The 23,366-nt window shown below is 62.4% G+C and carries 19 protein-coding genes; 4 read left to right on the forward strand and 15 right to left on the reverse strand.

All coding sequences use genetic code 11. The annotated features are described in order from the left end of the window. Positions 1-3: 3 nt before the first annotated feature. Genes LDN75_RS17580 through LDN75_RS17590 form a run of 3 tightly spaced genes read right to left on the reverse strand, consistent with a single transcriptional unit; the run spans position 4 to position 2,163 of the window. A complete protein-coding gene (locus LDN75_RS17580; protein ID WP_223933876.1) occupies positions 4-816 on the reverse strand; it encodes a shikimate 5-dehydrogenase in 813 nt (270 codons plus the stop codon). A gap of 38 nt (positions 817-854) precedes the next feature. Further along, on the reverse strand, positions 855-977 hold the full coding sequence (gene ykgO, locus LDN75_RS17585) for a type B 50S ribosomal protein L36 (protein ID WP_011775528.1): 123 nt from the start codon (positions 975-977) through the stop codon (positions 855-857). Positions 978-1,023: 46 nt separating this feature from the next. Then, complete coding sequence (locus LDN75_RS17590; protein ID WP_223933878.1) at positions 1,024-2,163, reverse strand: GTP-binding protein; 1,140 nt, start codon at positions 2,161-2,163, stop codon at positions 1,024-1,026. A 186-nt stretch (positions 2,164-2,349) separates the two neighbouring features. Between LDN75_RS17590 and LDN75_RS17595 the strand changes: the two genes are divergently transcribed. Next, the gene (locus tag LDN75_RS17595; protein WP_223933880.1) at positions 2,350-3,501 is read left to right on the forward strand and encodes a glutamate--cysteine ligase; all 1,152 of its coding nucleotides are present in this window, start codon (positions 2,350-2,352) and stop codon (positions 3,499-3,501) included. Positions 3,502-3,563: 62 nt separating this feature from the next. On the opposite strand, the gene tsaD is transcribed toward LDN75_RS17595, so the two are convergent. The 6 genes from tsaD to LDN75_RS17625 are packed head-to-tail and all read right to left on the reverse strand — an operon-like array spanning position 3,564 to position 8,908. After that, a complete protein-coding gene (tsaD, locus tag LDN75_RS17600; protein ID WP_223933882.1) occupies positions 3,564-4,691 on the reverse strand; it encodes a tRNA (adenosine(37)-N6)-threonylcarbamoyltransferase complex transferase subunit TsaD in 1,128 nt (375 codons plus the stop codon). Between the two features lie 35 nt (positions 4,692-4,726). Beyond that, complete coding sequence (rimI, locus tag LDN75_RS17605) at positions 4,727-5,203, reverse strand: ribosomal protein S18-alanine N-acetyltransferase (protein WP_223933884.1); 477 nt, start codon at positions 5,201-5,203, stop codon at positions 4,727-4,729. A gap of 28 nt (positions 5,204-5,231) precedes the next feature. Further along, the gene (gene tsaB, locus LDN75_RS17610) at positions 5,232-5,903 is read right to left on the reverse strand and encodes a tRNA (adenosine(37)-N6)-threonylcarbamoyltransferase complex dimerization subunit type 1 TsaB (RefSeq protein WP_223933886.1); all 672 of its coding nucleotides are present in this window, start codon (positions 5,901-5,903) and stop codon (positions 5,232-5,234) included. Beyond that, on the reverse strand, positions 5,903-6,514 hold the full coding sequence (tsaE, locus tag LDN75_RS17615; RefSeq protein ID WP_223933888.1) for a tRNA (adenosine(37)-N6)-threonylcarbamoyltransferase complex ATPase subunit type 1 TsaE: 612 nt from the start codon (positions 6,512-6,514) through the stop codon (positions 5,903-5,905). The genes tsaB and tsaE overlap by 1 nt, the downstream gene beginning before the upstream one ends. Further along, on the reverse strand, positions 6,511-7,764 hold the full coding sequence (gene alr, locus LDN75_RS17620; RefSeq protein WP_223933890.1) for an alanine racemase: 1,254 nt from the start codon (positions 7,762-7,764) through the stop codon (positions 6,511-6,513). The genes tsaE and alr overlap by 4 nt, the downstream gene beginning before the upstream one ends. A gap of 49 nt (positions 7,765-7,813) precedes the next feature. After that, positions 7,814-8,908 (reverse strand): carbohydrate kinase family protein, encoded by a 1,095-nt coding sequence (locus tag LDN75_RS17625; RefSeq protein ID WP_223933891.1) that lies wholly within the window; start codon positions 8,906-8,908, stop codon positions 7,814-7,816. A gap of 46 nt (positions 8,909-8,954) precedes the next feature. On the opposite strand from LDN75_RS17625, the gene LDN75_RS17630 reads away from it, so the two are divergent. Further along, on the forward strand, positions 8,955-10,331 hold the full coding sequence (locus LDN75_RS17630) for a 6-phospho-beta-glucosidase (protein WP_223933893.1): 1,377 nt from the start codon (positions 8,955-8,957) through the stop codon (positions 10,329-10,331). Between the two features lie 9 nt (positions 10,332-10,340). On the opposite strand, the gene LDN75_RS17635 is transcribed toward LDN75_RS17630, so the two are convergent. Continuing rightward, positions 10,341-10,877, reverse strand: coding sequence for a GNAT family N-acetyltransferase (locus tag LDN75_RS17635; RefSeq protein ID WP_223933895.1), 537 nt, complete (start codon positions 10,875-10,877; stop codon positions 10,341-10,343). A 110-nt stretch (positions 10,878-10,987) separates the two neighbouring features. On the opposite strand from LDN75_RS17635, the gene mshA reads away from it, so the two are divergent. Both mshA and LDN75_RS17645 read left to right on the forward strand, forming a co-directional pair. Beyond that, positions 10,988-12,232 carry a D-inositol-3-phosphate glycosyltransferase gene (gene mshA / locus LDN75_RS17640; protein ID WP_223933897.1) on the forward strand — a complete coding sequence of 415 codons (1,245 nt, stop codon included), beginning with the start codon at positions 10,988-10,990 and terminating at the stop codon, positions 12,230-12,232. Positions 12,233-12,334: 102 nt separating this feature from the next. Further along, complete coding sequence (locus LDN75_RS17645; protein WP_223933899.1) at positions 12,335-14,023, forward strand: formate--tetrahydrofolate ligase; 1,689 nt, start codon at positions 12,335-12,337, stop codon at positions 14,021-14,023. A 443-nt stretch (positions 14,024-14,466) separates the two neighbouring features. On the opposite strand, the gene LDN75_RS17650 is transcribed toward LDN75_RS17645, so the two are convergent. From LDN75_RS17650 to glgX, 5 genes are all read right to left on the reverse strand, one after another. Beyond that, positions 14,467-15,552: an inositol-3-phosphate synthase gene (locus LDN75_RS17650; protein ID WP_223933901.1), complete on the reverse strand. Its 1,086-nt coding sequence runs from the start codon at positions 15,550-15,552 to the stop codon at positions 14,467-14,469. 171 nt (positions 15,553-15,723) lie between these two features. Beyond that, a complete protein-coding gene (mgrA, locus tag LDN75_RS17655) occupies positions 15,724-16,761 on the reverse strand; it encodes an L-glyceraldehyde 3-phosphate reductase (RefSeq protein ID WP_223933903.1) in 1,038 nt (345 codons plus the stop codon). A gap of 82 nt (positions 16,762-16,843) precedes the next feature. After that, positions 16,844-18,616 (reverse strand): malto-oligosyltrehalose trehalohydrolase, encoded by a 1,773-nt coding sequence (treZ, locus tag LDN75_RS17660; protein ID WP_223933905.1) that lies wholly within the window; start codon positions 18,614-18,616, stop codon positions 16,844-16,846. A gap of 71 nt (positions 18,617-18,687) precedes the next feature. Further along, a complete protein-coding gene (treY, locus tag LDN75_RS17665; protein ID WP_223933907.1) occupies positions 18,688-21,000 on the reverse strand; it encodes a malto-oligosyltrehalose synthase in 2,313 nt (770 codons plus the stop codon). Next, positions 20,997-23,342: a glycogen debranching protein GlgX gene (gene glgX, locus LDN75_RS17670; protein WP_223933908.1), complete on the reverse strand. Its 2,346-nt coding sequence runs from the start codon at positions 23,340-23,342 to the stop codon at positions 20,997-20,999. The genes treY and glgX overlap by 4 nt, the downstream gene beginning before the upstream one ends. Positions 23,343-23,366: the final 24 nt, after the last annotated feature.

The raw sequence follows: 23,366 nt of genomic DNA on the forward strand, positions 1-23,366 counted from the left end.
ACGTCAGCGGCGGGAGAATTCCGAGGCTTCGCGGACCTGGTCAGCGCTTGGGCGCACGCCGGTGTACAGGACGAACTGCTCTTCGGCCTGGATGGCGATGACTTCGGCTCCCGTGATCACCGGCTTACCTGCCTCGCGGGCAGCTGTGATGAGCGGCGTCTCGGAGGGAAGTGCCACGACGTCGAACACTATCTTCGCGGCGGCAATAGTTGCGTCGTCGAAGGACTGGGCTTGCTCATCGGCACCCGCCATGCCCAAGGGGGTGACGTTGATGATGAGATCGGCCGTGGAGCCGTTGACGTCGTCCTGCCAGCCGAAACCGTAAAGGTCCGCGAGCGCACGCCCAGTAGTTTCGTTCCGGGCCACGATGGTCACGGTCGTAAAGCCGGCGTCCCTGAGGGCTGCGGCCACCGCTTTGGCCATTCCTCCGGCTCCACGCAGCAGCACTGTGTGGCTGCTGGGTACTTTGTGGTCCTTCAGGAGCCGCGCGATGGCGATGTAATCGGTGTTGTACGCGGTCAGGACGCCATCGTTGTTAACAATCGTGTTGACCGAATCGATGGCCTTTGCCGACGGATCCATCACGTCCACAAGCGGGATGACGGCTTCCTTATAGGGCATGGACACCGCGGCTCCCCGGATGGGGAGGCCGCGGATGCCAGCCACTGCAAGAGTGATGTCCGCCGGGGCGAATGCCTTGTAGACAAAGTTCAGTCCGAGCAGGTCATACAGATAATTGTGGAACCGGGTCCCGATGTTGCTGGGCCGGGCCGCGAGCGAAATGCACAGGGACATGTCTTTGTTCAGGATTGGCATTCACCCATTAAACAACGGCCTTTTACACTGCCGTCGGGTTAGCCCTGGCGGGCCTTCATGCGCGGGTTGTTTTTGTTGATGACGAAAGTGCGCCCACGCCGCCGGACGATCTGTGCGCCCGGAATCTTCTTGAGGGCACGCAGTGAGTTCCTGACCTTCATGGTTATTCTCCTTCTTGTTGGTGGATTGGCCTTTCGGGTGGCTGGGTTATAGCGCTTCGCTGAGTTCCAGGGGGTCCTCCCAGACACCAAAGTCGAGATCCATCTCGGCCTCGGTCAATTGGCAGCCCTCCAGGAGGGCGCGGATTTCCTGGGGATCGATGTCCTCGGAACGTCCGGTCATGGCCAGGTCCGTACCGCGGTCGCCGTAGTGCGGGTGCCAGTCAAGGACGGCGTCGACGTCGGCCCGCACCTTGGGGTTGCCGCCCGCGGTAGGTGCGTCCGCCAGCCATGTCCCGGTGCTCTCAAGCCAGACGCGCGGCCCAATTCCCTGTACCGCAATCCGCGTCTTGGCGGCCGAGGCGATCCACAAACGTCCGCGGAGCCAGTGGGTTCCGGCCGCGAGTTGGGGAAGTGCTTCACGGAAACGACCTGGATGCAGGGGCCTCCCGGCCTTGTGGAGGACCGTGCGGAAGGAACCGGGCGAATCGTCCAAGGGTAGGCGGACCACGCCGGGCCGGGTACGTGCGGCCGCTTCGGCGTCGTCGAAGCAGCCCGATCTGAAGTCATCGGCTGCACCGATTGCTGCAGCGTGGGGTGCCAGCTGCCGCAGCAACTCCACGCCGGTCACCCACTCTTCGGATCCCACACGAGGATTTCCCGACAGTTCCGCCCCCAGCCCGGGGTGCAACATGACGGTGTCCACTTGCCCGAACTCGCCGATCAGGAATTCGCCACTGGTCCGGTCATCCTCCGGCATCGAGGTGAAGCCGGATTCAAAAAGGGTGTGACGGTCCCAGATGTGATCCTCAAGATCCACGGGGTCCAAAGCCAGGATGGCGTTGTCCATGAGGGCCGGCTGGGTGAGGCCGCGCCGGAGTTCCGCGACTGCCATCCCTGCTGCGACGCCAGGAGGTAGGCCCAGAACCACGTGGTCGAACCCGCAAGCGGCGAGACGTTCCGCCGTCGGCACTACATCCAACCTGACCGTACAGCTCAGGCATCCGTGCTCCAGGATTGTTGTTTCGCGCTCGAACAGCTGGCCTCCCCTGTAGACGCGTCGCAGAACCAAGGAACCGTCCAGGAGGTCGTGGAGGACTACTACGGAGTTGGTGTGGGTTCGGCCAAGCCGGGTGGTGGCCGCTTCGCGGCATTGACTGTCCAGGGAGCTGACGACGGTGAGGTGCATGGCAAGATTCTAGTTGCAAATCATTCTCATTAGCAACTCTTTTCAATAACCTTCAGTCCCGTGACCGCGCTTAACTTCCTCCGGTCCGCAATCACCGATGCTTCGGCTGCACTAGACTTGAGCCGACCGCTGACGGCCCCGCAGCGGGTTGCGTCCAGGTAAAAAACGACACAACGAGGGGACTACGTGCAGATTGAGTTTGCGCCATCCAGGCAATCGACACTGGGTGTGGAATGGGAGTTGGCGCTCGTCAATGCACGCACCGGGGAACTGGTCTCAGTCGCGAACGACGTCCTCAAGGGTGTCGCCGCGAACCACCCGGACCTCAACGAGGACGACGAACACCCACACATCAAGCGCGAACTTCTCCTCAACACGGTGGAACTCGTTACCGGAATCTGCGAAACGGTCCGCGAAGCCAAGGAGGACCTCAGCCGTTCCCTTGCGGCGGTCCGCGAGGTCACCGATCCCATGGGAGTGGAGGTGTTCTGCGCAGGCAGCCACCCGTTCAGCCCTCCCCTGCTCCAGCCCGTCACCGACAAAGAGCGTTACGCCAAGCTGATCGAGCGAACCCAATGGTGGGGACGCCAAATGGTCATCTACGGCGTCCACGTCCACGTGGGCATTGACCGCCGGGACAAAGTACTCCCCATCCTGGACGGCCTGGTCAACTACTTCCCGCACTTCCAGGCCCTCTCCGCTTCCAGCCCCTTCTGGGCCGGCGAGGAAACCGGCTACGCGTCCCAGCGCGCCCTCATGTTCCAGCAACTCCCCACCGCTGGCCTGCCGTTCCAGTTCGAAACGTGGGAAGCCTACGAGTCCTATGTCCAGGATATGTTCACGACCGGTGTCATCGATGCCATCTCTGAGATCCGCTGGGACATCCGGCCTGTTTCAAACCTGGGCACCATCGAAATGCGCATTTGCGATGGCCTGGCCACCCTTGAGGAAGTGGGCGCTATCGCAGCGCTGACACAATGCCTTGTGGACGAGTTCTCCTCTATCCTCGATGCCGGCGGCAGCATCCCCACCATGCCGCCCTGGCACGTCCAGGAGAACAAGTGGCGTGCAGCGCGCTACGGCATGGAAGCCATCATCATCCTGGATGCCAAGGGCAACGAGCAATTGGTCACCGAGCACCTCGCAGAAACAGTGGCACGTTTGAAGCCTGTGGCAGCCAAGCTCGGCTGCTCTGATGAACTTGCCGATGTTATGAAGATCATCGAACGCGGCGCCAGCTACCAGCGCCAGCGCCGCGTTGCCGCCGAACACAACGGCGACCTGCAGGCAGTGGTCATGGACCTCGTACAGCAGATGCGCAAAGGCCCGGACGCGTAGGTCCTGACGCACAGGTCCCGACACATGGGTCCCGATACATGGGTCCCGACGGGGGTCTTAGGCTACGCAGGCACCGATACCGTGGTCACGGGCATGGAGGAATCCGGTGCGAAGGCTACCCCGCTTGGGCCGATTCCGGCCATGATCAACTGGGCGCCCAGCGCGGCCACCATGGCACCATTGTCCGTGCAGAGCCCCAGCGGCGGCACGTGAAGCTTGATGCCCGCCGAGACGCACCGTTGTCCGGTCAGTTCCCGCAGCCGTGAGTTGGCAGCAACGCCACCTCCAAGCAGCACGTCAGTAATGCCGTACTCCTTGCAGGCCAGCACCGCCTTGGAACTAATGACGTCCACCACGGCTTCCTGGAATGCTGCGGCGATATCGGCCACAGGTACTTCCTCACCGCGGGCTTCAAATTGCTCCACGCACCGGGCCACCGCGGTTTTCAGTCCGCTGAAGGACCAGTCATAGCGGTGCGGACCCTTCTCCTCTGCGGTCCCCATGTACTTGGGCTGCGTAAGTCCACGGGGAAAGCGGATGGACTTCGGGTTGCCTTGGCGTGCCAGCTTGTCGATCGCTGGGCCACCGGGGTAGCCGAGGCCCAGGATCCGGGCTACTTTGTCGTAGGCCTCGCCAGCGGCGTCATCGATGGTAGAACCAAGGAGCTCCACGTCGTCTGTGATGCTGCGGATACGCAAAATCTCCGTGTGGCCCCCGGAAACCAGTAATGCACCGAGGTTCTCCGGCAGCTTGCCCGCACCCAAGCCGGCGGAAGCACCGGCGTCGGGCCCTGAATCCAGTAGCCCCACTCCAACGTGCGCCACGAGGTGGTTGATCGCGTAAAGCGGCTTGCCCGTAGCGACAGCCAGGGCCTTGGCCGCGCAGACGCCAACCATGAGTGCGCCAGCCAGACCGGGACCTGAGGTGACGGCAATGGCGTCGATGTCATCCAGTGTGACTCCTGCTTCATGCAGCGATTCCTGGAGCGTGGGGACAAAGGCATCAAGGTGCGCACGCGAGGCGATCTCCGGGATGACGCCGCCAAAGCGCACGTGCTCGTCCATGGAGGAGGACACCGTATTGGTCAGCAGCGTTGTGCCGCGGACAATCCCCACTCCGGTTTCGTCGCAGGACGATTCGATGCCCAGCACCAACGGCTGCTTCGGCTGGTCTGAATAAGGGCCGCTCACGTGGGCTCCTTCTGTGGAATGTAGCTCGTTCAGTGTCATGTGTTCAGGGGCAGGCGCATGATCAACGCGTCCGTACCGTCCCTGTAATACCGCGGCCGGACATGGATCTGTTCGAATCCAAAACGCAGATACAGCTGCTGTGCACGGGGGTTGTCCGCGCGCACCTCCAGGAGGACATCCGCCGCGCGGCGCCGCCGCGCCTCCTCGATCAGTTCGGTCAGGATGGCAGAACCGATGCCCTTGCCTTCGAATTCGGGAACGACGGCGATTGTCTGGACGTCCGCGATTGGCGCAATGCACATCAAGCCGGCGTACGCCACGATCTGGCCCCCGATCTCGGCCACCACGTAGCGGCGTGTCTCCGGCTGGGACAGCTCGTCGAAGAACATCTGCAAGGGCCAGGCGTCCACCGGGAACAATCGCCGTTCCAGGGCTTCAACTGCAGGGACATCAGCTTGGGTCATCTCGCGCAGGGAGACGCCTGCGAGCTCCAGCTTGGGTGACAGTTTCACGATTCAGCCTTCATGACAGGACGCAGTTTCATAGGGCACGCTTCCGGGGACCCGGCACTTGGGCGTCCGATTCACGCAAGTACAACGGCGTGGAGTCAAGGAGTTCCTGCCCTGCCGTCAACCTGGCAAGTGCGACCTGGCCAAGGGAGGCCGCGTCGGGTTGGGTGTCCGCAAAGTCTTCGTCCGCACGGAGAACGTCCGGGTACAGGCCAGCGCCGGCCCCAAACACAGGCAGGTCCGGCAGTTCGGAGGCGAAGCCCACGTGTGGTCCGTCGATGAGCCGGGGAAGCTGGCCCTCCTCCAGGACGTACCGCGCCCAATAGACCTCTTTGCGGCGGGCGTCAGTAGCCACCAGGAATTCGGGAACGGCGGCAGTGGACTCCGCGACTTCAAGGGCGATCGCGTCAAGGCTCATCAACCCGTACAGCGGCTTGTTCCAGACGAAAGCCAAGGTGCGTGCGGTTACAATACCCGAGCGCAGCCCGGTAAATGGTCCCGGGCCAACACCTGTGACGATCACGTCAATGTCGGCGCCGGTAACCCCGGCCCCGGCCAGGAGCTTCTCGATGCCGGGTGCCAGGACTTCGGCATGGCTGCGGGTGTCCTCGGTGGAGAAGGAATCCACCACGCCTTCCATGGCAACGTCCGAAATCAGCGCGGCGCTGGCCACTGCCGAGGTATCGATGGCCAGGATCAGCATCAGTTGCCTCCTTCGGAGATCGTAGTTTCAAGAAGCTTCGGCGCCTCGGCCCAGCGGGGACCGAAGCCACGGAAAACGATCGTGCGGGGTTCGTCATCGTCATCGGTGTCAAAGTCCAGCACCGTGCCGCTGTCTGCGTCATTGGTGGCGGGCACAACGCCTACGCCACCCACAGACCTATGAAGCTCAACTTCCAAGCGGCTGTCCGAGAGGTGCTCCACCCGGTCCCTTCCCCACTCCACCACCGTTACGGACGTGTCCATGGTGTTCTCAAGGTCGATGTCATCGATCTCAGCAGCTGACTCCAGCCTGTAGGCGTCAACGTGGACCAGGTCCGGCCCCCCGGGCCGCGGGCCATCCGGCAGGTTGGGATGGATCCGCACCAACACGAACGTAGGGGAGATGATGCCGGTACGGACTCCCAAGCCTTCCCCCAGCCCCTGCGTGAAGGTCGTCTTCCCCGCACCCAACTCTCCCGTCAGGACAAGGAGGTCCCCCGCCTCAAGCACCCCGCCGAGTGCTGCGCCAATCGCATGGGTCTCTTCCGCCGTCGTGACCTTCAGGCTGCGTTCCCACAGTGGTTCACTAAGCTCGACCAGCGGCTCGCTCACAGAGTCGCCGTTTCCGATGCTGCCCGCGCGCCATCTTCTACCTCCGGTAGCGCCGGAGCTTCATTGACGTAGCTGCGGGGCACGCGCGGGCTAATGCGAGTAACGATCTCATAGTTGATGGTTCCCGCTGCGGCCGCCCAGTCATCCGCGGTGGGGCCGCCATCGGCACCGTCGCCGAACATGACGGCTTCGCTGCCCTTGAGCCCGGCTGCTTCTTCAGGGGTGAGCGGTCCAAGATCAATCACCATTTGGTCCATCGCGATCTGGCCAACCACCGGATAGTTGACGCCGTTGACGCGAACTGGACCGCCAGTAGCGATGCGGGGGACGCCATCGGCATAGCCCAAAGGAACCAGGCCAAGCGTGCTCTCCTGGCTGGTGTGGTATTTCAGGCCATAGGAAACGCCTTGCCCCTGAGGCACCTTTTTGCAGTTGGAGAGGAGTGTCCGGACGGTCATTGCGGCGTGCAGGCCAAGTTCCGAGGACGTGACCCCTTCGAAGGGCGACAACCCGTAGATACCGAGGCCGACGCGGATGAGGTCGAAGTGTGAGTCCGGCCGGGACAGCGCAGCGGGAGTGTTGGCGATGTGCCTGACCTCAGTATCGACGCCGGCATCCTCAGCCATGGCGAGCGCGTCACGGAAAACCGCCAATTGCTGGTCCGTTTCGGGCCGGTGCGGTTCGTCGGCCACAGCGAGGTGGGAGAAAATACCAACGACGCGGAGCAGGCCCTCGTCCTGGTATTCCATGGCCTGACCCACCAACTGGTCCCAGTCGGCGATAGGGCAGCCATTGCGGCCCAGCCCTGTATCCACCTTCAAATGGACCCGCGCAGGGCGCTCCTGTTCGCGGGCAGCCGCCACCACGGCGTCCAGCTCCCAACCGGAAATTCCGACGTCGATGCCGGCGGCGACTGCGGCCTGGAAGTTGCTTTCGTGGGTGTGCAGCCATGCCAGCAACGGTGCGTCAATGCCGGCAGCACGCAAGGCCAGCGCCTCTGAAATATGGGCGACACCAAGCCAGGACGCTCCGGCGTCGAGTGCAGCACGTGCCACCTGTACTGCGCCATGGCCATAGGCGTCGGCCTTCACCACAGCCATGACGGAAGCCGGGGACGCAATCGCAACAAACTGACGAACGTTGTGCCGCACGGCTTCAAGGTCGATCACGGCGGAACGCTCAAGCACCGCTGACTTTGCTATGGAGGCCTTCGACCCGATCCCGATATCTGCAGCTGCTTCGTAAGTCACCCTAGAGATTCTAGTGGTGTGGGTGAAGTGGGGTTAACTGCAGCCTCTGCTACTGGGCATCTGACAAGTGGGCGATCGTGGCGCGGGCGCGCCGCTGGGCTTCGGCGGGGATGTCCTTCACGATCGGCTCAAGGAAGGCGAACCGCCGCAGCCACTGGCTCGATTGGCGTTCCTTCCGTGCGTTGGCACGCTGCCACCAGTCCGCGATGTCGCCCCAGCCGGGTGCGGCCAGGGACCCGCCCACTTGTTGTACGGCCAGTGAGGCGCAGAGGTTCGCGAACCGCAGACGGTCCCCCAATCTCCACCCTGCCAAGCACCCCACAATGAAGGCCGCCCCGAAACAATCACCGGCGCCGGTCGGATCGTACGCATTCACGGGCAACGACGGCACCCATTCCTCTTCGCCCGTCTCTGAGTCCACGGCCATGGCGCCCTGTGCTCCGAGCGTCACCACAGCTACCGGAACGCGATCTGCCAAGGAATAGAGCGCTGCCCAGGGATCGCTCTTGCCCGTGAATGCCATAGCCTCCGGTGCGTTGGGCAGGAAAGCGTAAAAGTGTTCCAGTTGCTCCAGCCTGCGCTGTGACCACTCTCCGCTGGGGTCCCAGCCCACCACACCGAAAAGTTTGGTTCCCGCTGATTTCGCCGCCAGCATCCACGGTTCCAACTCCTCGCCCAGGTCTGCGACAGCGGCGAGCGCCCTGGGTGGCTGCCCAATCAGGTCCGAGGCCTTGATCGGCGCCGGGTGCCCGTGGGTGACCATGGACCGATCCTGGTTAACGCACATGGACACCGTCACCGGAGAGTGCCAGCCCCGGACACGACGCGATAAGGACAAGTCCACATGCTCCTGGCTTTCCAGGATCTGCCAGTTGTAATCCCCATAGCCGTCGTCACCAAAAGCTGCCGCAAGGTTCGTCCTTAGTCCAAGCCGGGCTGCGGCGATCGCTTGGTTGGCAACCCCGCCCGGGCAGCTGCCCATGCCTTCGCTCCACACTTCAGTGCCGGGCTCGGGTGAGTGCGGGAGTCCGGTGAAGATGATGTCCTGGAAGACCGTTCCCGCCAGGAGAAGGTCGCATTGGCCCTCGCCCTCCGTGCGCACGGCGGCAAGGGGATCAAAACGTCGCTGGGGCATTGCGTCCATGCACGGCACACTACGCTGCGCCTCCCGGGCTGCATAGACTCGACCCATGCGGCTCATGATCGCCGGCGGCGGCGGATTCCGGGTACCCCTTGTGTACCGTGCCTTATGCACCGGCCCCTTTGCGGGGCTGGTGAACGAGGTGGTGCTATACGACGTCGATCCCGCACGCCTCACAGCCATTGCGGCGGTCCTGCGCGATATGCCCACCCCCGAAGGCTCCCGGCCCGTCGTCGTGATTTCCACTGATCTGAAGCAGGCTCTTAGGGGTACCGACATGGTCTTCGCCGCGATCCGCCCCGGCGGGACGGCAGGTCGGATCGCGGATGAACGCGTGGCCCTGGACCTCGGCTTGCTGGGCCAGGAAACCACGGGTGCGGGCGGTATCTCCTACGCCCTTCGCTCCATTCCGCGCATGCTGGAGCTCGCCGACGCGATGCAGCATTATTGCCCCGGCGCGTGGCTGGTCAACTTCACCAACCCTGCCGGGATGGTGACCGAGGCACTTGTGCCGGTGCTGGGGCGAAAGGTGATCGGCATCTGCGATTCCGCCAGCGGCCTGGTCCAGCGCGCGGCCCGGGCCGCCGGTTCACCCCTTCCAGAAGGAACGCTCGACGGCGTGGGCTACTTCGGGTTGAACCACCTCGGCTGGCTTTACCGCCTGGCACCCGGCGGCCGGGACCTGCTGCCCGGCCTGTTGTCGGATCGTTCGGCGCTCGAAAAGCTGGAAGAAGGGCGCTTGTTCGGCCAACACACTCTGGAGAAACTCGGTTGCCTGCCTAATGAATACCTTTACTACTACTACCAAACCGAACAGGCTACGGAAACCATCCTGAAGCAACGCCAAACCCGTGGGGCGTCCATCCACCAGCAACAGAGCTCGCTTTATCCTTCCCTTGCGGAGTCCCCGAACGCCTACGCCATGTGGGATGCAGCCCGGCGTTCCCGGGAGGAAGGCTACCTGGCCGAGGCCCGCACGCACGGGGAGCAGCGGGACGAGGAAGACCTCGCCGGGGGCGGCTACGAGCGCGTGGCGTTGTCGGTGATGCGGGCCCTGTCAGGGGGTGGGACAGCCCAGCTGATTCTCAATGTTCCCAATGCGCCGGTCGCAGGCTCTGTGGCAAGTGACGCAGAAGTAGCCGTGCCCGGGCTGCCGGGAGACGCGGTCGTCGAAGTTCCCTGCGAAGTAACACCCGACGGCGCCCTGCCGCTTGCGCAGGAACGGCCGGGAGGCCAGTTCCTCACATTAATGCAACACATCAAGGAAGTGGAGCGGCTGACGGTCCGGGCAGTGCGTGACGGTGACCGCGACGCCGCCCTCCAGGCTTTTGCCGCGCACCCGCTGGTAGGTTCGGCTTCGCTGGGCGCTGGGCTCCTTGAAGCCTACGAGGCGGCGTTCCCGGAACTCCGCGGACTCTGGAAATGACTTCCTTGGCTACTGGAGCTTCTGGTACATCACGTGAAGTCCGACGTAGCCGATTTCAGGGTGGTTGAAGGCCTCCGGAACGGTGGCCAGGATGCGGAAACCCATGGATTGCCACAACCACACCGCCCGGACGTTGCTCTCCACCACGGCATTGAATTGCATCGCGCGGAATCCTGCCGCCTTGGCTTCCTTTAGCGAGTAGGCACACAGTGCCCGTGCAATTCCCTGGCCCGCATGCCTGGAACCCACCATGTATCCGGCGTTCGCCACGTGACTGCCGCCACCGGCTTGGTTGGGATGGAACTCACCGGTGCCGAGGATTTCTCCTCCCGGGCGCTGGTCGCCCCCAATACGCACTGCCACGAAGGTTTGGCCGGGGGCTTCCTTCATCCACTTGGCACGGGCGGCTTCTTCGGTGGTGTCGCGGTCCCAGGTGTAGGTTTCCCCCTCACGGACGATTGGCTCCATGACGGACCAGATGCCGGGCCAGTCATCGGGCGTTGCCGGGCGAATGTCGAAGGTGGTTTCTTGGCTCACAGCGCACACGCTAGCAGCCTTATCCACATAGCCGGGATTGGCGCCCTGTACCGGTGGGCTTCAGGAGTAGTGTTTTCTGCAGGGCAAAAGTGGTTTGGCTTCATATGCAGGAGGAGAGCGTGCCGTTGATCCGTCGGGTGGCATTCCTTTCGCTGCACACCTCACCCATGGAGCAGCCAGGGGCCGGTGATGCGGGTGGGATGAACGTCTATGTCCGGGCATTGGCCATGGCGCTGGCCGAGTCCGGTGTGGAGGTAGAGATCTTTACCCGTTCCACCAAAGCCGGCCAAGCCGCCGTCGAGCATCCCGGACCCGGCGTATGCGTCCACAACGTCATGGCGGGACCCCGCAGGAAAATCGCCAAGGAAGAATTACCTGCCCTCCTCCACCAGATGGTGGAGGAAATCGATCGGATCCGCCAGCAGCAGCCGCACGGCCGTTACGACGCCATCCACTCGCATTACTGGGTGTCCGGGGTTGCGGGTCTGGAATTGTCTGAACTCTGGGGTGTTCCGCTGGTGCACACCATGCACACCATGGCCAAGGTCAAGAACCTCGTCCTCCAGTCCGGCGAGCGCCCCGAGCCGCGGCGTCGGGAGGACGGCGAGCAGCGGATCGTTGATGGGGCCGCCCGCCTCATCGCCAACACACCCGCCGAGGCTGAAGAACTCGTCTCCCACTATGGCGCCGATATCGACAAAATCGATATCGCACCTCCGGGTGTGGACCTTAAGGTCTTCACACCATCGTTCCGTCGCAAGTCGCGCGCCGAACGGGACGTCAGGCCGGATAGCTTCCACATTCTGTTCGCGGGCCGGATACAACGGCTCAAAGGCCCCCAGGTCTTCGTCAAGGCCGCCGGTCTGCTGCGGAAACGCAGGCCGGACATCGATCTGGAAATGACCATCCTGGGCTCGCTCAGCGGGGCCAAGGACTTCAACCTGCAACACTTCATCGAGGAAGCCGGACTGGCCGACGTCGTTACCCATCGCCCGCCGGTTGTAGCGCTCGAGCTCGCCAGTTGGTTCCGCTCTGCCGACGTCGTGGTGATGCCCTCGTTCAGCGAATCCTTCGGTCTTGTGGCCTTGGAAGCACAAGCGTGCGGGACCCCTGTGGTGGCCACCAACGTGGGCGGACTCTCGCGCGCCATCTCCGATGGCCGGACGGGCATTCTCGTGGACGGCCACGATCCGTCCGACTGGGCTGATGCACTTGAGGATTTATACGACGACGCACAAACACGCGAGGACATGGGCCGTTTAGCCGCGACCCATGCCGAATCCTTTGGCTGGCAGCGCACTGCCGCCATCACTTTGGAGAGCTACAGGGAGGCAGTTGGTGGCCTGCTCGTCCCGCGGCGGTGAACCTCACGCCGTTACCGCCTGCCGGCTGATAGATTGTCGCGCACAGCGTAGGCAGCGCTTAGCGTCAGCCACACAGCGTAAGCACCAAGCCGAAGGACAACGATGTCTGAAAACAAGGGCCTGAGCGATCTCGAGATCGCCCATAACGCCACTATCCTGCCCATCGAGGAGATCGCGCAGCGGGCCGGCATCAGCGTGGACGCGCTGGAACACTATGGGCCCTACAAGGCCAAGATCAATCCGGCCAAGCTTGTACTCCCAGAAGGCAAGGCACCCGGCAAGGTGGTCCTTGTTTCAGCCATGTCCCCCACCCCGGCGGGCGAAGGCAAATCGACAACCACAGTTGGGCTGGCCGATTCCCTCGCAAGGGCAGGCCATAAAGTGATGATCGCACTTCGTGAACCGTCACTCGGACCCATCCTCGGCATGAAGGGAGGAGCAACCGGAGGCGGCTACTCCCAAGTGCTGCCCATGGATGACATCAATCTCCACTTCACTGGCGACTTCCATGCAGTCACGTCGGCCAACAACGCACTCATGGCACTCGTTGACAACCACATCTTCCAAGGCAACCAGTTGGGAATCGACCCCCGACGCATGACGTTCAAGCGCGTCATCGATATGAACGACCGTTCCTTGCGGGAAATAGTTATTGGACTCGGCGGCCCTGCCCAGGGCGTACCCCGGCAAGATGGCTTCGACATCACAGTGGCCTCCGAAATCATGGCCGTTTTCTGCCTGGCAGCGGATCTTGACGACCTCCGAGCGCGCTTGGGCCGGATCACTTTCGGCTACACCTTCGAACGCCAACCCGTCACCGTCGCGGACCTCGGTGTGGAAGGTGCCCTGACTCTGCTCCTGAAGGACGCAATCAAACCAAACCTTGTCCAGACCATCGCCGGGACACCGGCGCTGGTGCACGGTGGCCCCTTCGCCAACATTGCCCACGGGTGCAATTCGCTCATCGCAACACGGACCGCACAGCAGCTTGCCGACGTCGTGGTCACCGAGGCCGGATTCGGTGCGGACCTCGGGGCCGAAAAGTACATGGACATCAAGTCGCGCATCGCTGACGTGGCACCGTCCGCCGTCGTCGTCGTGGCAACGATCCGCGCGCTTAAGATGCAAGGCGGGGTTCCAAAGGACAAACTCAGCGAACCCAATGTGGATGCCGTGGCCGCCGGGGTGGAAAACCTTAAACGCCATGTCGGGAACGTTGCCAAATTCGGCATTTCGCCGGTCGTTGCCATCAATAAGTTCGCCACCGACACTCCCGAAGAACTTCAGTGGCTGTTGACGTGGTGCGCAGCGGAAGGTGTGGAGGCCGCCGTCGCCGATGTCTGGGGCGGTGGCGGCGGAGGTGACGGCGGAGATGAGCTCGCGGCGAAAGTCGCAGCGGCCATGGAAGGGCCGTCGAACTTCCACCACCTCTACCCGCTTGAAATGTCTGTGGAGGACAAGATCCGGACCATAGTGCAGGAGATCTATGGCGCTGACGGCGTGGAGTTTTCCGTGCCGGCACAGAAGAGGCTCCTCGATATCCAGAAGAATGGGTGGGCCGGGCTGCCAGTCTGCATGGCCAAGACACAGTACTCATTCACCGACGACGCGTCCAAGCTTGGGGCGCCAAAGGGATTCCAAGTACACGTCCGCGAGCTCATTCCCAAAACGGGTGCGGGCTTCATTGTCGCGTTGACCGGAGCCGTCATGACCATGCCCGGATTGCCTAAGGAACCGGCCGCCATGCGCATGGACGTCGATGCCGACGGCAAACCCACAGGCCTCTTCTGACCTTCTCTCACATCCCGACGCATTTTCCCGATCGCTCTCTCACATCCGGGCACTTTCTGCCGATCGCTCTCTCACATCCGGGCACTTTCTGCCGATCGCTCTCTCACATCCGGGCACTTTCTGCCGGTCGCTCTCTCACATCCCGACCGCAGGCCGGGAAGTGTCCGGCTAAGGTTCGCAGCCGTCGCCGACCAGCCCAATCCTGCCCCAACCACGATGTTGCAGGTAGCGGACCATAACGGCACGCGCGACGTGAGAGAACAACCAGCGAAAAGCGTTAGGAAGTGAGAGAACAACCAGCGAAAAGCGTTAGGAAGTGAGAGAACAACCAGCGAAAAGCGTTAGGAAGTGAGAGAACATCGGGAGCACAAAAGACGCCCTCCCAAGCGTGCAGGAGGTCGTCTTTTGGTGAGCGCTTGATGTTGTTTAGCGCTCGATGTTGTTTAGCGCTCGATGTCGCCGCGGATGAAGGCTTCCACGTTGTCGCGGGCGAGGTCGTCGTTGAACTGCTCCGGCGGGGACTTCATGAAGTAGCTGGAAGCGGAGAGCAGCGGGCCGCCAATGCCGCGGTCCAATCCGATCTTGGCTGCGCGGATGGCGTCGATGATCACACCGGCGGAGTTCGGTGAGTCCCAGACTTCGAGCTTGTATTCAAGGGAAACGGGAGCGTCACCGAAGTTGCGGCCCTCAAGGCGGACGAAGGCCCACTTGCGGTCGTCGAGCCATGCAACGTAGTCGGACGGTCCAATGTGGACGTCGTCAGCGTGCAGCTCCGCCTCAACATTGGAGGTGACGGCCTGGGTCTTGGAGATCTTCTTGGACTCGAGGCGGTCACGCTCAAGCATGTTCTTGAAGTCCATGTTGCCGCCAACGTTCAGCTGGTACGTGCGGTCCAAGGTGACGCCGCGGTCTTCGAACAGCTTGGCCATCACACGGTGGGTGATGGTGGCACCGATCTGGCTCTTGATGTCGTCGCCCACGATCGGAACACCGGCTTCGGTAAACTTGTCAGCCCACTCCTTGGTTCCGGCGATGAAGACGGGGAGAGCATTGACGAACGCCACGCCAGCGTCGATGGCGCACTGGGCGTAGAACTTGGCAGCCTGTTCCGAACCAACGGGCAGGTAGCAGACCATGACGTCGGCCTTGGCTGCGCGGAGGGCGGCAACGATGTCGACGGCTTCTTCGGGTGCCTCGACGATGGTCTCGCGGTAGTACTTGCCCAAGCCGTCCAAGGTATGACCACGCTGCACGGTGACGCCCGTGGCAGGGACGTCGGCAATCTTGATGGTGTTGTTTTCACTGGCCCCGATGGCGTCGGCCAGGTCCAGTCCAACCTTCTTGCTATCAACATCGAAAGCAGCAACGAACTGAACGTCGTTGACGTGGTACTGGCCGAACTCGACGTGCATCAGACCCGGGATCGTGGCCTTGGGGTCAGCGTCGCGGTAGTACTGAACACCTTGGACCAGCGATGCGGCGCAGTTTCCTACGCCGACAATGGCAACACGAATCGGATGTGAAGACACGGAACTCCTTTTGAGAACTAAACCTCAGGTGCCAGGCGCAAACTCTGACTGAGCTCAGAGCACGACTGATTGGCACGGCGCCAGTTGGCGCACACTTGCATTGTAACCAACACAGCGAGGGCCGGCTTTGTTCCCTGCCGGCCCCCGCTCTTTTGTGTCAGACCCCGGAGTCTACTTCTGAGCCCACAGGTTGATGTCCGATTCGACTGCGAACTCGTCGATAGCAGTCAGCTCATCGGAAGTGAACTTCAGGTTGTTAATGGCGCTGAGAGTATCTTCGAGCTGCGACACGCTGGACGCTCCAACAAGCGCGGATGTTACGTGCGAGCCCTTCGGCTGGTCGCGGAGGATCCATGCGATGGCCATCTGCGCGAGGGTCTGTCCTCGGTGTTCGGCGATTGCGTTGAGGCCCCGAACACGGTCCAGCTTGTCCTCCGTCAATGCTGATTCCGACAGGAACCGTTCCTTGGCGGCCCGGGAGTCAGCCGGAACACCCTTGAGGTAGCGGTTGGTGAGCATCCCCTGGGCAAGAGGCGAGAAGGCGATGGAGCCAGCGCCTACCTGGTCCAGGGCCTCGTAAAGGTTCGGCGAACCGTTCTCCGTCCATCGGTTCAGCATGGAATAGCTGGGCTGGTGGATGAGCAGCGGTGTGCCGAGTTCTTTCAGGATCCGGGCTGCCTCGATTGTTTGCTCGGGGGTGTAAGAAGAGATACCCGCGTACAAGGCCTTGCCGGACCGGACCGCATAGTCCAGCGCCCCCATGGTTTCCTCCATCGGCGTCTCAGGGTCCGGCCGGTGGCTGTAGAAGATGTCCACGTAATCCAGGCCCATGCGCTGGAGGGACTGGTCAAGACTGGAGATCAGGTACTTACGGGAGCCCCATTCACCATAGGGGCCGGGCCACATGTAGTAGCCGGCCTTCGTGGAGATGATGAGCTCGTCACGGTAGGGCTTGAAGTCTTCCTTCAAGTGGCGCCCGAAGTTCGTTTCCGCCGATCCATCGGGCGGGCCATAGTTGTTGGCGAGGTCGAAGTGGTTGACGCCCAGATCGAAGGCACGGCGCAGGATGGCGCGCTGTTCGTCGAATCGCTTGTCGTCGCCGAAGTTGTGCCAAAGGCCCAGCGAGATAGCCGGGAGCTTGAGTCCACTGCGTCCGACGCGGCGGTAGGGCATGGTTTCGTAGCGGTTTTCCGCAGCCGAATAAGTCATACGTACCATCCTGCCACTGCACAGATGACCGTGTTCGGGCTGTCCGCAATGTGGGCGCCGTCACCTCTCGTCACTGATTGCCTTACTGGACACGTACGACGGCGGCGCTCCCGCCCGGCAGGGTCAGCGAACCGTCGTCGAGGACTACTTCGGTCTCGGTTGACAGCAGCAGGGACCCGTTCATAGGCGAATCCAGCGGCTCGTCCCCAAAGTTGCACACCACGCGGATGGCGCCGCGGGTCATCTCCAGCCAGTGCTCGTCGTCATCGAACTCCACTGTGGTCTCGCCGAAACTTCCATCCACCAACTCCGGGGTGTTACGGCGCAGCTGTGCTAAATCCCGATACAGCTGCAGCAGGCGGGCGTGGTCTCCGGTGCCGGGCTCGCTCCAGTCCAGCTTTGAGCGCTTGAAAGTTTCGGGGTCCTGGGGGTCGGGCACAACAGAAGGATCCCAGCCCATGCGTTCAAATTCCTTGATCCGGCCCTTGGCTGTGGCCTCCCCCAATTCCGGTTCGGGGTGGGAGGTGAAGAACTGCCACGGCGTGGAAGCCCCAAATTCTTCGCCCATGAAGAGCATGGGCGTAAAGGGGGATGTCATGGTCAGCACTGCGCCAATAGCCAACCGACCAAATGACAGTGATGCGGTAAGACGGTCGCCGGTGGCTCGGTTGCCGATTTGGTCGTGGTTTTGCAGGCAAACTACCAACGCGGATGGATGCGCGAGGTCGTGCCGGATGGGCCGGCCGTGGTGGCGTCCCCGGAAACTTGAGTAGCTGCCATCGTGGAGGAAGCCGTGCTCAAGGACCTTTGCGAGGACAGCGAGGGACTCGAAGTCGGCGTAGTACCCGGTGGTTTCACCGCTAAGGTTCACGTGCAGGGCGTGGTGGAAGTCGTCGCTCCATTGGCCCTCCAAGCCATAACCGTTGTCCTTACGGGGATAGATGAGCCGCGGATTGTTCAAGTCCGATTCCGCAATCAGGGTTTTAGTAATCCCGGTCTCCGCTTCGATCTGGTCTCCCAGCGCACCAAAGTCCTCCAGGATGTGCATTGCCCGTTCATCCCGCAGGGCATGCACGGCGTCCAACCTGAGCCCATCCACGTGATAGTCACGGAGCCACATCGCCGCATTCTCCAGAATGTAACGGCGTACCTCGTCTGAGCCGGATCCGTCCAGGTTTACCGAATCGCCCCAGGTGTTCCCCTCGCCCGATTTCAGGTAGGGGCCAAACTTCGGAAGATAATTGCCGCTGGGTCCAAGGTGGTTGTAGACCACGTCCTGGATAACGCCCAAACCTGCGGCGTGGGCAGCATCGACGAACCGCTGGTAGGCCTCCGGGCCACCGTACGGCTCATGAACGGCGTACCAGAGGACGCCGTCGTAACCCCAGTTGTGAACCCCGTTGAACGCATTGACCGGAAGCAGCTCGATGAAGTCGACGCCCAGCTCAACCAAGTAGTCCAGTTTCCGGGCGGCCGCGTCCAGTGTGCCTTCCGGCGTGAAAGTGCCCAGATGGAGTTCATAAATAACGGATCCCTTGAGGATGCGACCCTTCCATTCACCATCCCGCCACTGGTAGGCACCGGGATCGAACGTGGCGGACAATCCATGCACGCCCTCCGGCTGCCGCCTTGAGCGCGGATCAGGAAAAGGCCCTTCTCCGTCCACGATGTAGCCGTACCGAACGGCGTCGCCTTCCCGTGCCGGGACGTCGGCGGGCGCGCGCCACCAACCTGTAGCGCCGCCGTCGTGAATTTGCTCCATCGGGTACTCGCTACCTCCAGCGAGCAACCTCACTGATCCGGCGTTCGGCGCCCAGACGTCGTAGCGGTTTTTTCCAGCAGCGTGCTCCAGCATCGTGTCCCCTGTGCTTGTTGTCAGCTTGCGTTGCAGTGGCGGTGTTGGCGGGTGTTCGTGTTTTCAGTGGATCAGTCAGCGGGCACCAGCAGGGCCACCGGATAGTGCTCCAGCAGCGTGGCGACTGCCACTGAACCGGCGTCATACGTGGTCCCGGTCAGTTCGTCATAGCAGTTCACCGCCAAGTCGATAACCGTATCCCGCCAGCCGCCTTCCCGGGCGAGGCGCTTGGGCAGCCGCGTGCCAACGGTGACCGCGCCGGGTGCGTCCACTCCACGGCTGAACGCGACTACGTGATCAGCGGCGGCGCCACTCGCGTGGACAGGCTGGTAACCACCAAACAGTTCCGGCCGGTCCCGACGCAACCTGAGCGCCCTGGAAACCACCAGCAGTTTGGCAGCGTCCTGCGTGAAGGCAGGCCGCACACCGGTGTCGAGTTCCGCGAGCGCCGCGATCCGGGCTTGAAAGTCCACTGGCCGCCGATTATCTGGGTCAGTCAGTGAACCGTCCCGGAACTCCGTGCCCTGATAGACATCCGGAACCCCGGGCATGGTCAGTTGGATGAGCTTGGCTGAGAGTGAGTTGGAGGTTCCATGAGGTTCCAGTTCCGCCACGAAATTCTCCAAGGCGGCAGCAACCTCGGGGACGTCAAAAACGGCGTCGACGGCGGCAGCCAAGTGACGCTCGAAGTCCAGGTTGGGGTCCGTCCAATTGGTCGAATTTCCGGCTTCACGGGCGGCCTTGAGCGCATACGATTGGAGGCGCCCCCGGTCGGCGGGCCAGGCACCTGCAATTGCCTGCCAAACGAGCGCTGCCAGCGGACCGTCCGGGATGTGTGCCAGCTCCTGGACCGTGCCGAGGAACAGCTCCCATTCGGGAACGGATTCGGAAATGACCGAAATCCTGGCCCGCGCGTCCTCACTGCGCTTGGTGTCGTGGGTGCTGAGCGTGGTCATGGAGAGCGGGATCTCTGCCTGACGCCGTGCCATGCGCTCGTGGAACCCCTCGGGGGAAAGCGCAAATTCAGTGGGATCGGCTCCCACTTCGGTGAGCGTCCCCAACCGGGTGTATCGGAAGAACGCTGTGTCCTCCACGCCCTTGGCCATAACCATGCCGGAGGTCTGCTGGAAACGGCGGGCGAGTTCCCCGGTGGTATCAATCAGGAGCGGGCTCAGCCCGTTAAGCACGGACCGAAGCTCGGGCCGGTGCTGTCCTGCGCGCTCTATGGCTTCCTCGAGGATCTCCTGCCCGTGTGGAAGGTAGGTCCTGTAGACGGGGAACCAGCAAATGATCTCGGCCAGGGCGTCGGCTACGTCGGCACGCGGCAATGCCGCTGACTCGGGAACAAGCCGGGACAACCGTAGGATTTCAGACCTCAGGATGCCGTCAGCGATGCGCCGTTTGGTGCCGTGGATCATGTCTGAATAATCGGCTGGCTGGGCTGCATCCCGCAGCCGGGCGTCAAGTGAGTCCAGGTATTCCTCGGCTGCGGGGTCGACGAACAAACGGTCTACGTCCGCCAGCGCGTCATACCCGGTGGTGCCTTCGCAATCAAAGGTATCCGGCAGTTTCTCTCCCGGTTCCAGGATCTTCTCCACCAGAAGGTACGCCCCGCCTGTCTCCTTGCGAAGCCTTGCCAGGTACCCTTCAGGATCCGCCAGCCCATCGGGGTGATCGATCCTAAGACCATCCACCAGCTCTTCGCGGAACCATCGCACGATTTCCTCATGCGCCTCATCGAAGACCCATGGAACCTCCACGCGGACGCCTGCCAGTGTGTTCACTGCGAAAAAGCGGCGGTAGTTCAGTTCAGCGTCCGCCCGGCGCCAGCCCACCAGTTCATAGTGCTGCCGCGCATGAACGTCCTGCGGGCTGTCTCCAGCACTGAAGCTGCCATCGGCCAAGGGGAAACGGTGATCGTAGTAGTGCAGTTCGCCGTCCACCACAGTCAACTGCCCAAGGTCGTCATCGCTGCCAAGCACGGGGATACGGATCTTTCCGCCGCCAAAGTCCCAGTCGACGTCGAACGCTTCCGCGTACCTGGACGAGCGCCCCTCCTTCAGGAGCTGCCACCACCAGGCATTCTGTCCTGGCGAGGCGACTCCCATGTGATTGGGAACGATGTCCGCCAGGATACCTAGCCCTTGGGACCGGGCAGCCTTGGACAGGGCGGCGAGGCCCTCCGCTCCGCCCCGGGCGGGATCCACGGAAGAAGGATCCGTGACGTCATAACCGTGGTCCGAGCCTTCCTCCGCCGTGAGGATCGGCGATACGTAGATCCAATCGACCCCGAGGTTGCGCAGGTAGCCGGTGAGTTCGGCGGCATCCTGAAGTGTGAAGCTTCGCCGGATTTGCAACCTGTACGTTGAAACGGGTGTCCTCATGAGTCCGCCTTCTTCGAAGCGCGGCGCTTCCGTGCGGGTTTTGATTCCCCAGCGGGCGGATCTCCCCCGTCCGAAGCGCTGACTGCCTCTGACGCATCCACAGAGCGGGTACCAGCCGACGAATCCGTCGGCTGCGAGTTAACCGCAGGAGCTGTGAGCGAGGCCGTTTCGGGCGTGCTGGTCTGGCTCAGGGCAGCAAGGGATGCGGCCACAGAGTGGTCCGGCTCGGTCTCGGGTGTGGTGTGGGCACGAAGCACCACCAGGGACTTGGCGGCGATCATCAGGACCTGGTCCGCCTTCACGATGTTCGAATCAGCCCCTTCACCGCCGGTGTCGATCATGACGTCCCACGCGGCGGCGTATTCGTCAGATGGCACGCGGAACCCGACCTCGTCCTCGTCAGCATTGAAGTACAGCAGGAAATTGACGTCCGTGATCCGTCGGCCTTGGGTGTCCCGCCCGTGGATACCGTCACCGTTCAAGAACACGCCGACAGAACGGCCCAGCGCTGTGTCCCAGTCGGAGGGCGTCATGGTGCTGGCGTCGGCATCCAACCAAACGATGTCGGGGAGCCGCTCGCCCTCGCCTCGCAGCACAGGCCGGCCGTCGAAGAAGCGGCTCCGGCGCAAACTGGGATGTTTGGCCCGGAGGGCGCTCACGGCAGCCGTGAACTCCACCAGGGGTTGGTCAACGTTGTCCCAGTTGATCCAGGTCAGCTCGGAGTCCTGGCAGTATCCGTTGTTGTTGCCCTGCTGGGTCCTTCCAAGTTCATCGCCATGCAGGAGCATGGGAACGCCTTGCGAGAGGAAGAGCGAGGCGATGAAGTTTCGCTGCTGGCGGGCCCTGAGGCCCAGAACCTTGGGGTCGTCGGTGGGGCCTTCAACGCCACAGTTCCAGGAGCGGTTGTGCGATTCGCCGTCGTTGTTACCCTCGCCGTTGGCCTCGTTGTGTTTCTCGTTGTACGACACGAGGTCGGCCAGCGTGAAGCCGTCGTGGGCAGTGACGAAGTTGATGGATGCCACTGGCCGGCGGCCCGAATGTTCGTAGAGATCGGCAGAGCCGGTCAAGCGCGAGGCGAATTCACCAAGGGTGGAGGGCTCTCCGCGCCAGAAGTCACGGACAGTGTCCCGGTACTGGCCGTTCCATTCTGTCCATTGCGGCGGGAAGTTGCCCACCTGATATCCACCCGGACCAACATCCCATGGTTCGGCGATGAGCTTCACCTGGGACACCACAGGGTCCTGCTGGATGAGTTCGAAAAAGGTGGAGAGCTTGTCCACGTCATAGAATTCGCGGGCCAGGGTGGACGCGAGGTCAAAGCGGAACCCGTCGACATGCATCTCCGTCACCCAATAGCGGAGTGAGTCCATCAGCAGCTGCAGCGAATGCGGGCTGCGGACATTCAGGGAGTTGCCGGTGCCGGTGTAGTCCATGTAGTACTTCTGGTCGTTCTCCACCAAGCGGTAATACGCCGAATTGTCGATGCCCTTGAAAGACAGCGTGGGCCCCAGGTGGTTGCCCTCGGCCGTGTGGTTGTAAACGACATCCAGGATGACTTCGATCCCGGCGTTGTGCAGGGACCGCACCATGGCTTTGAAGTCCTGGACCTGCTGGCCCGTATCACCCTTGGAACTGTAACTGTTGTGGGGCGCAAAGAATCCGATGGTGTTGTAGCCCCAGTAGTTGTTCAATCCCTTGTCCTGCAGGATGCCGTCATTGACGAACTGGTGCACCGGCATGAGCTCGATTGCCGTGACGCCGAGCTTTTGAAGGTGGGAGATGACTGCAGGGTGGGCCACGCCTGCGTAGGTTCCGCGCTGTTCCTCGGGAACCTCCGGGTGCAGTTGGGTAAGTCCCTTGACGTGGGCCTCGTAGATGACCGACTTGTGGTAGGGAATCCTCAAGAGTTTGTCGCCGTCCCAGTCGAAGAACGGGTTGATGACCACGCCCAACATCATGTGCGGTGCGGAGTCAGCGTCATTCCGGGAATCCGGGTCCCCCATGTTGTAGGAGAACAGGGCCGGGTCCCAATCGATCTGACGATGGATGGCCTTGGCATACGGGTCCAGCAACAGCTTGTTGGGGTTGAACCGTTGGCCGGCATCGGGATCGTAGGGTCCGTGCACCCGATAGCCATATTTCTGTCCGGGTTGGACTTGCGGCAGGTAGCAGTGCCACACGTAGCCGTCTACCTCGGTGACATCAACACGGACTTCCCCGCCGTCGTCGTCGAAGAGGCACAGCTCCACTTTCTCGGCCTTCTCGCTGAACAGCGCGAAGTTGGTGCCGGTCCCGTCAAAGGTGGCTCCAAGCGGATAGGCCGATCCAGGCCAGACTTCCATGCGTTCTCCTCTGGTGATGCGGAT

The organism is Arthrobacter sp. StoSoilB5 (assembly GCF_019977235.1).
Lineage (GTDB): Bacteria > Actinomycetota > Actinomycetes > Actinomycetales > Micrococcaceae > Arthrobacter.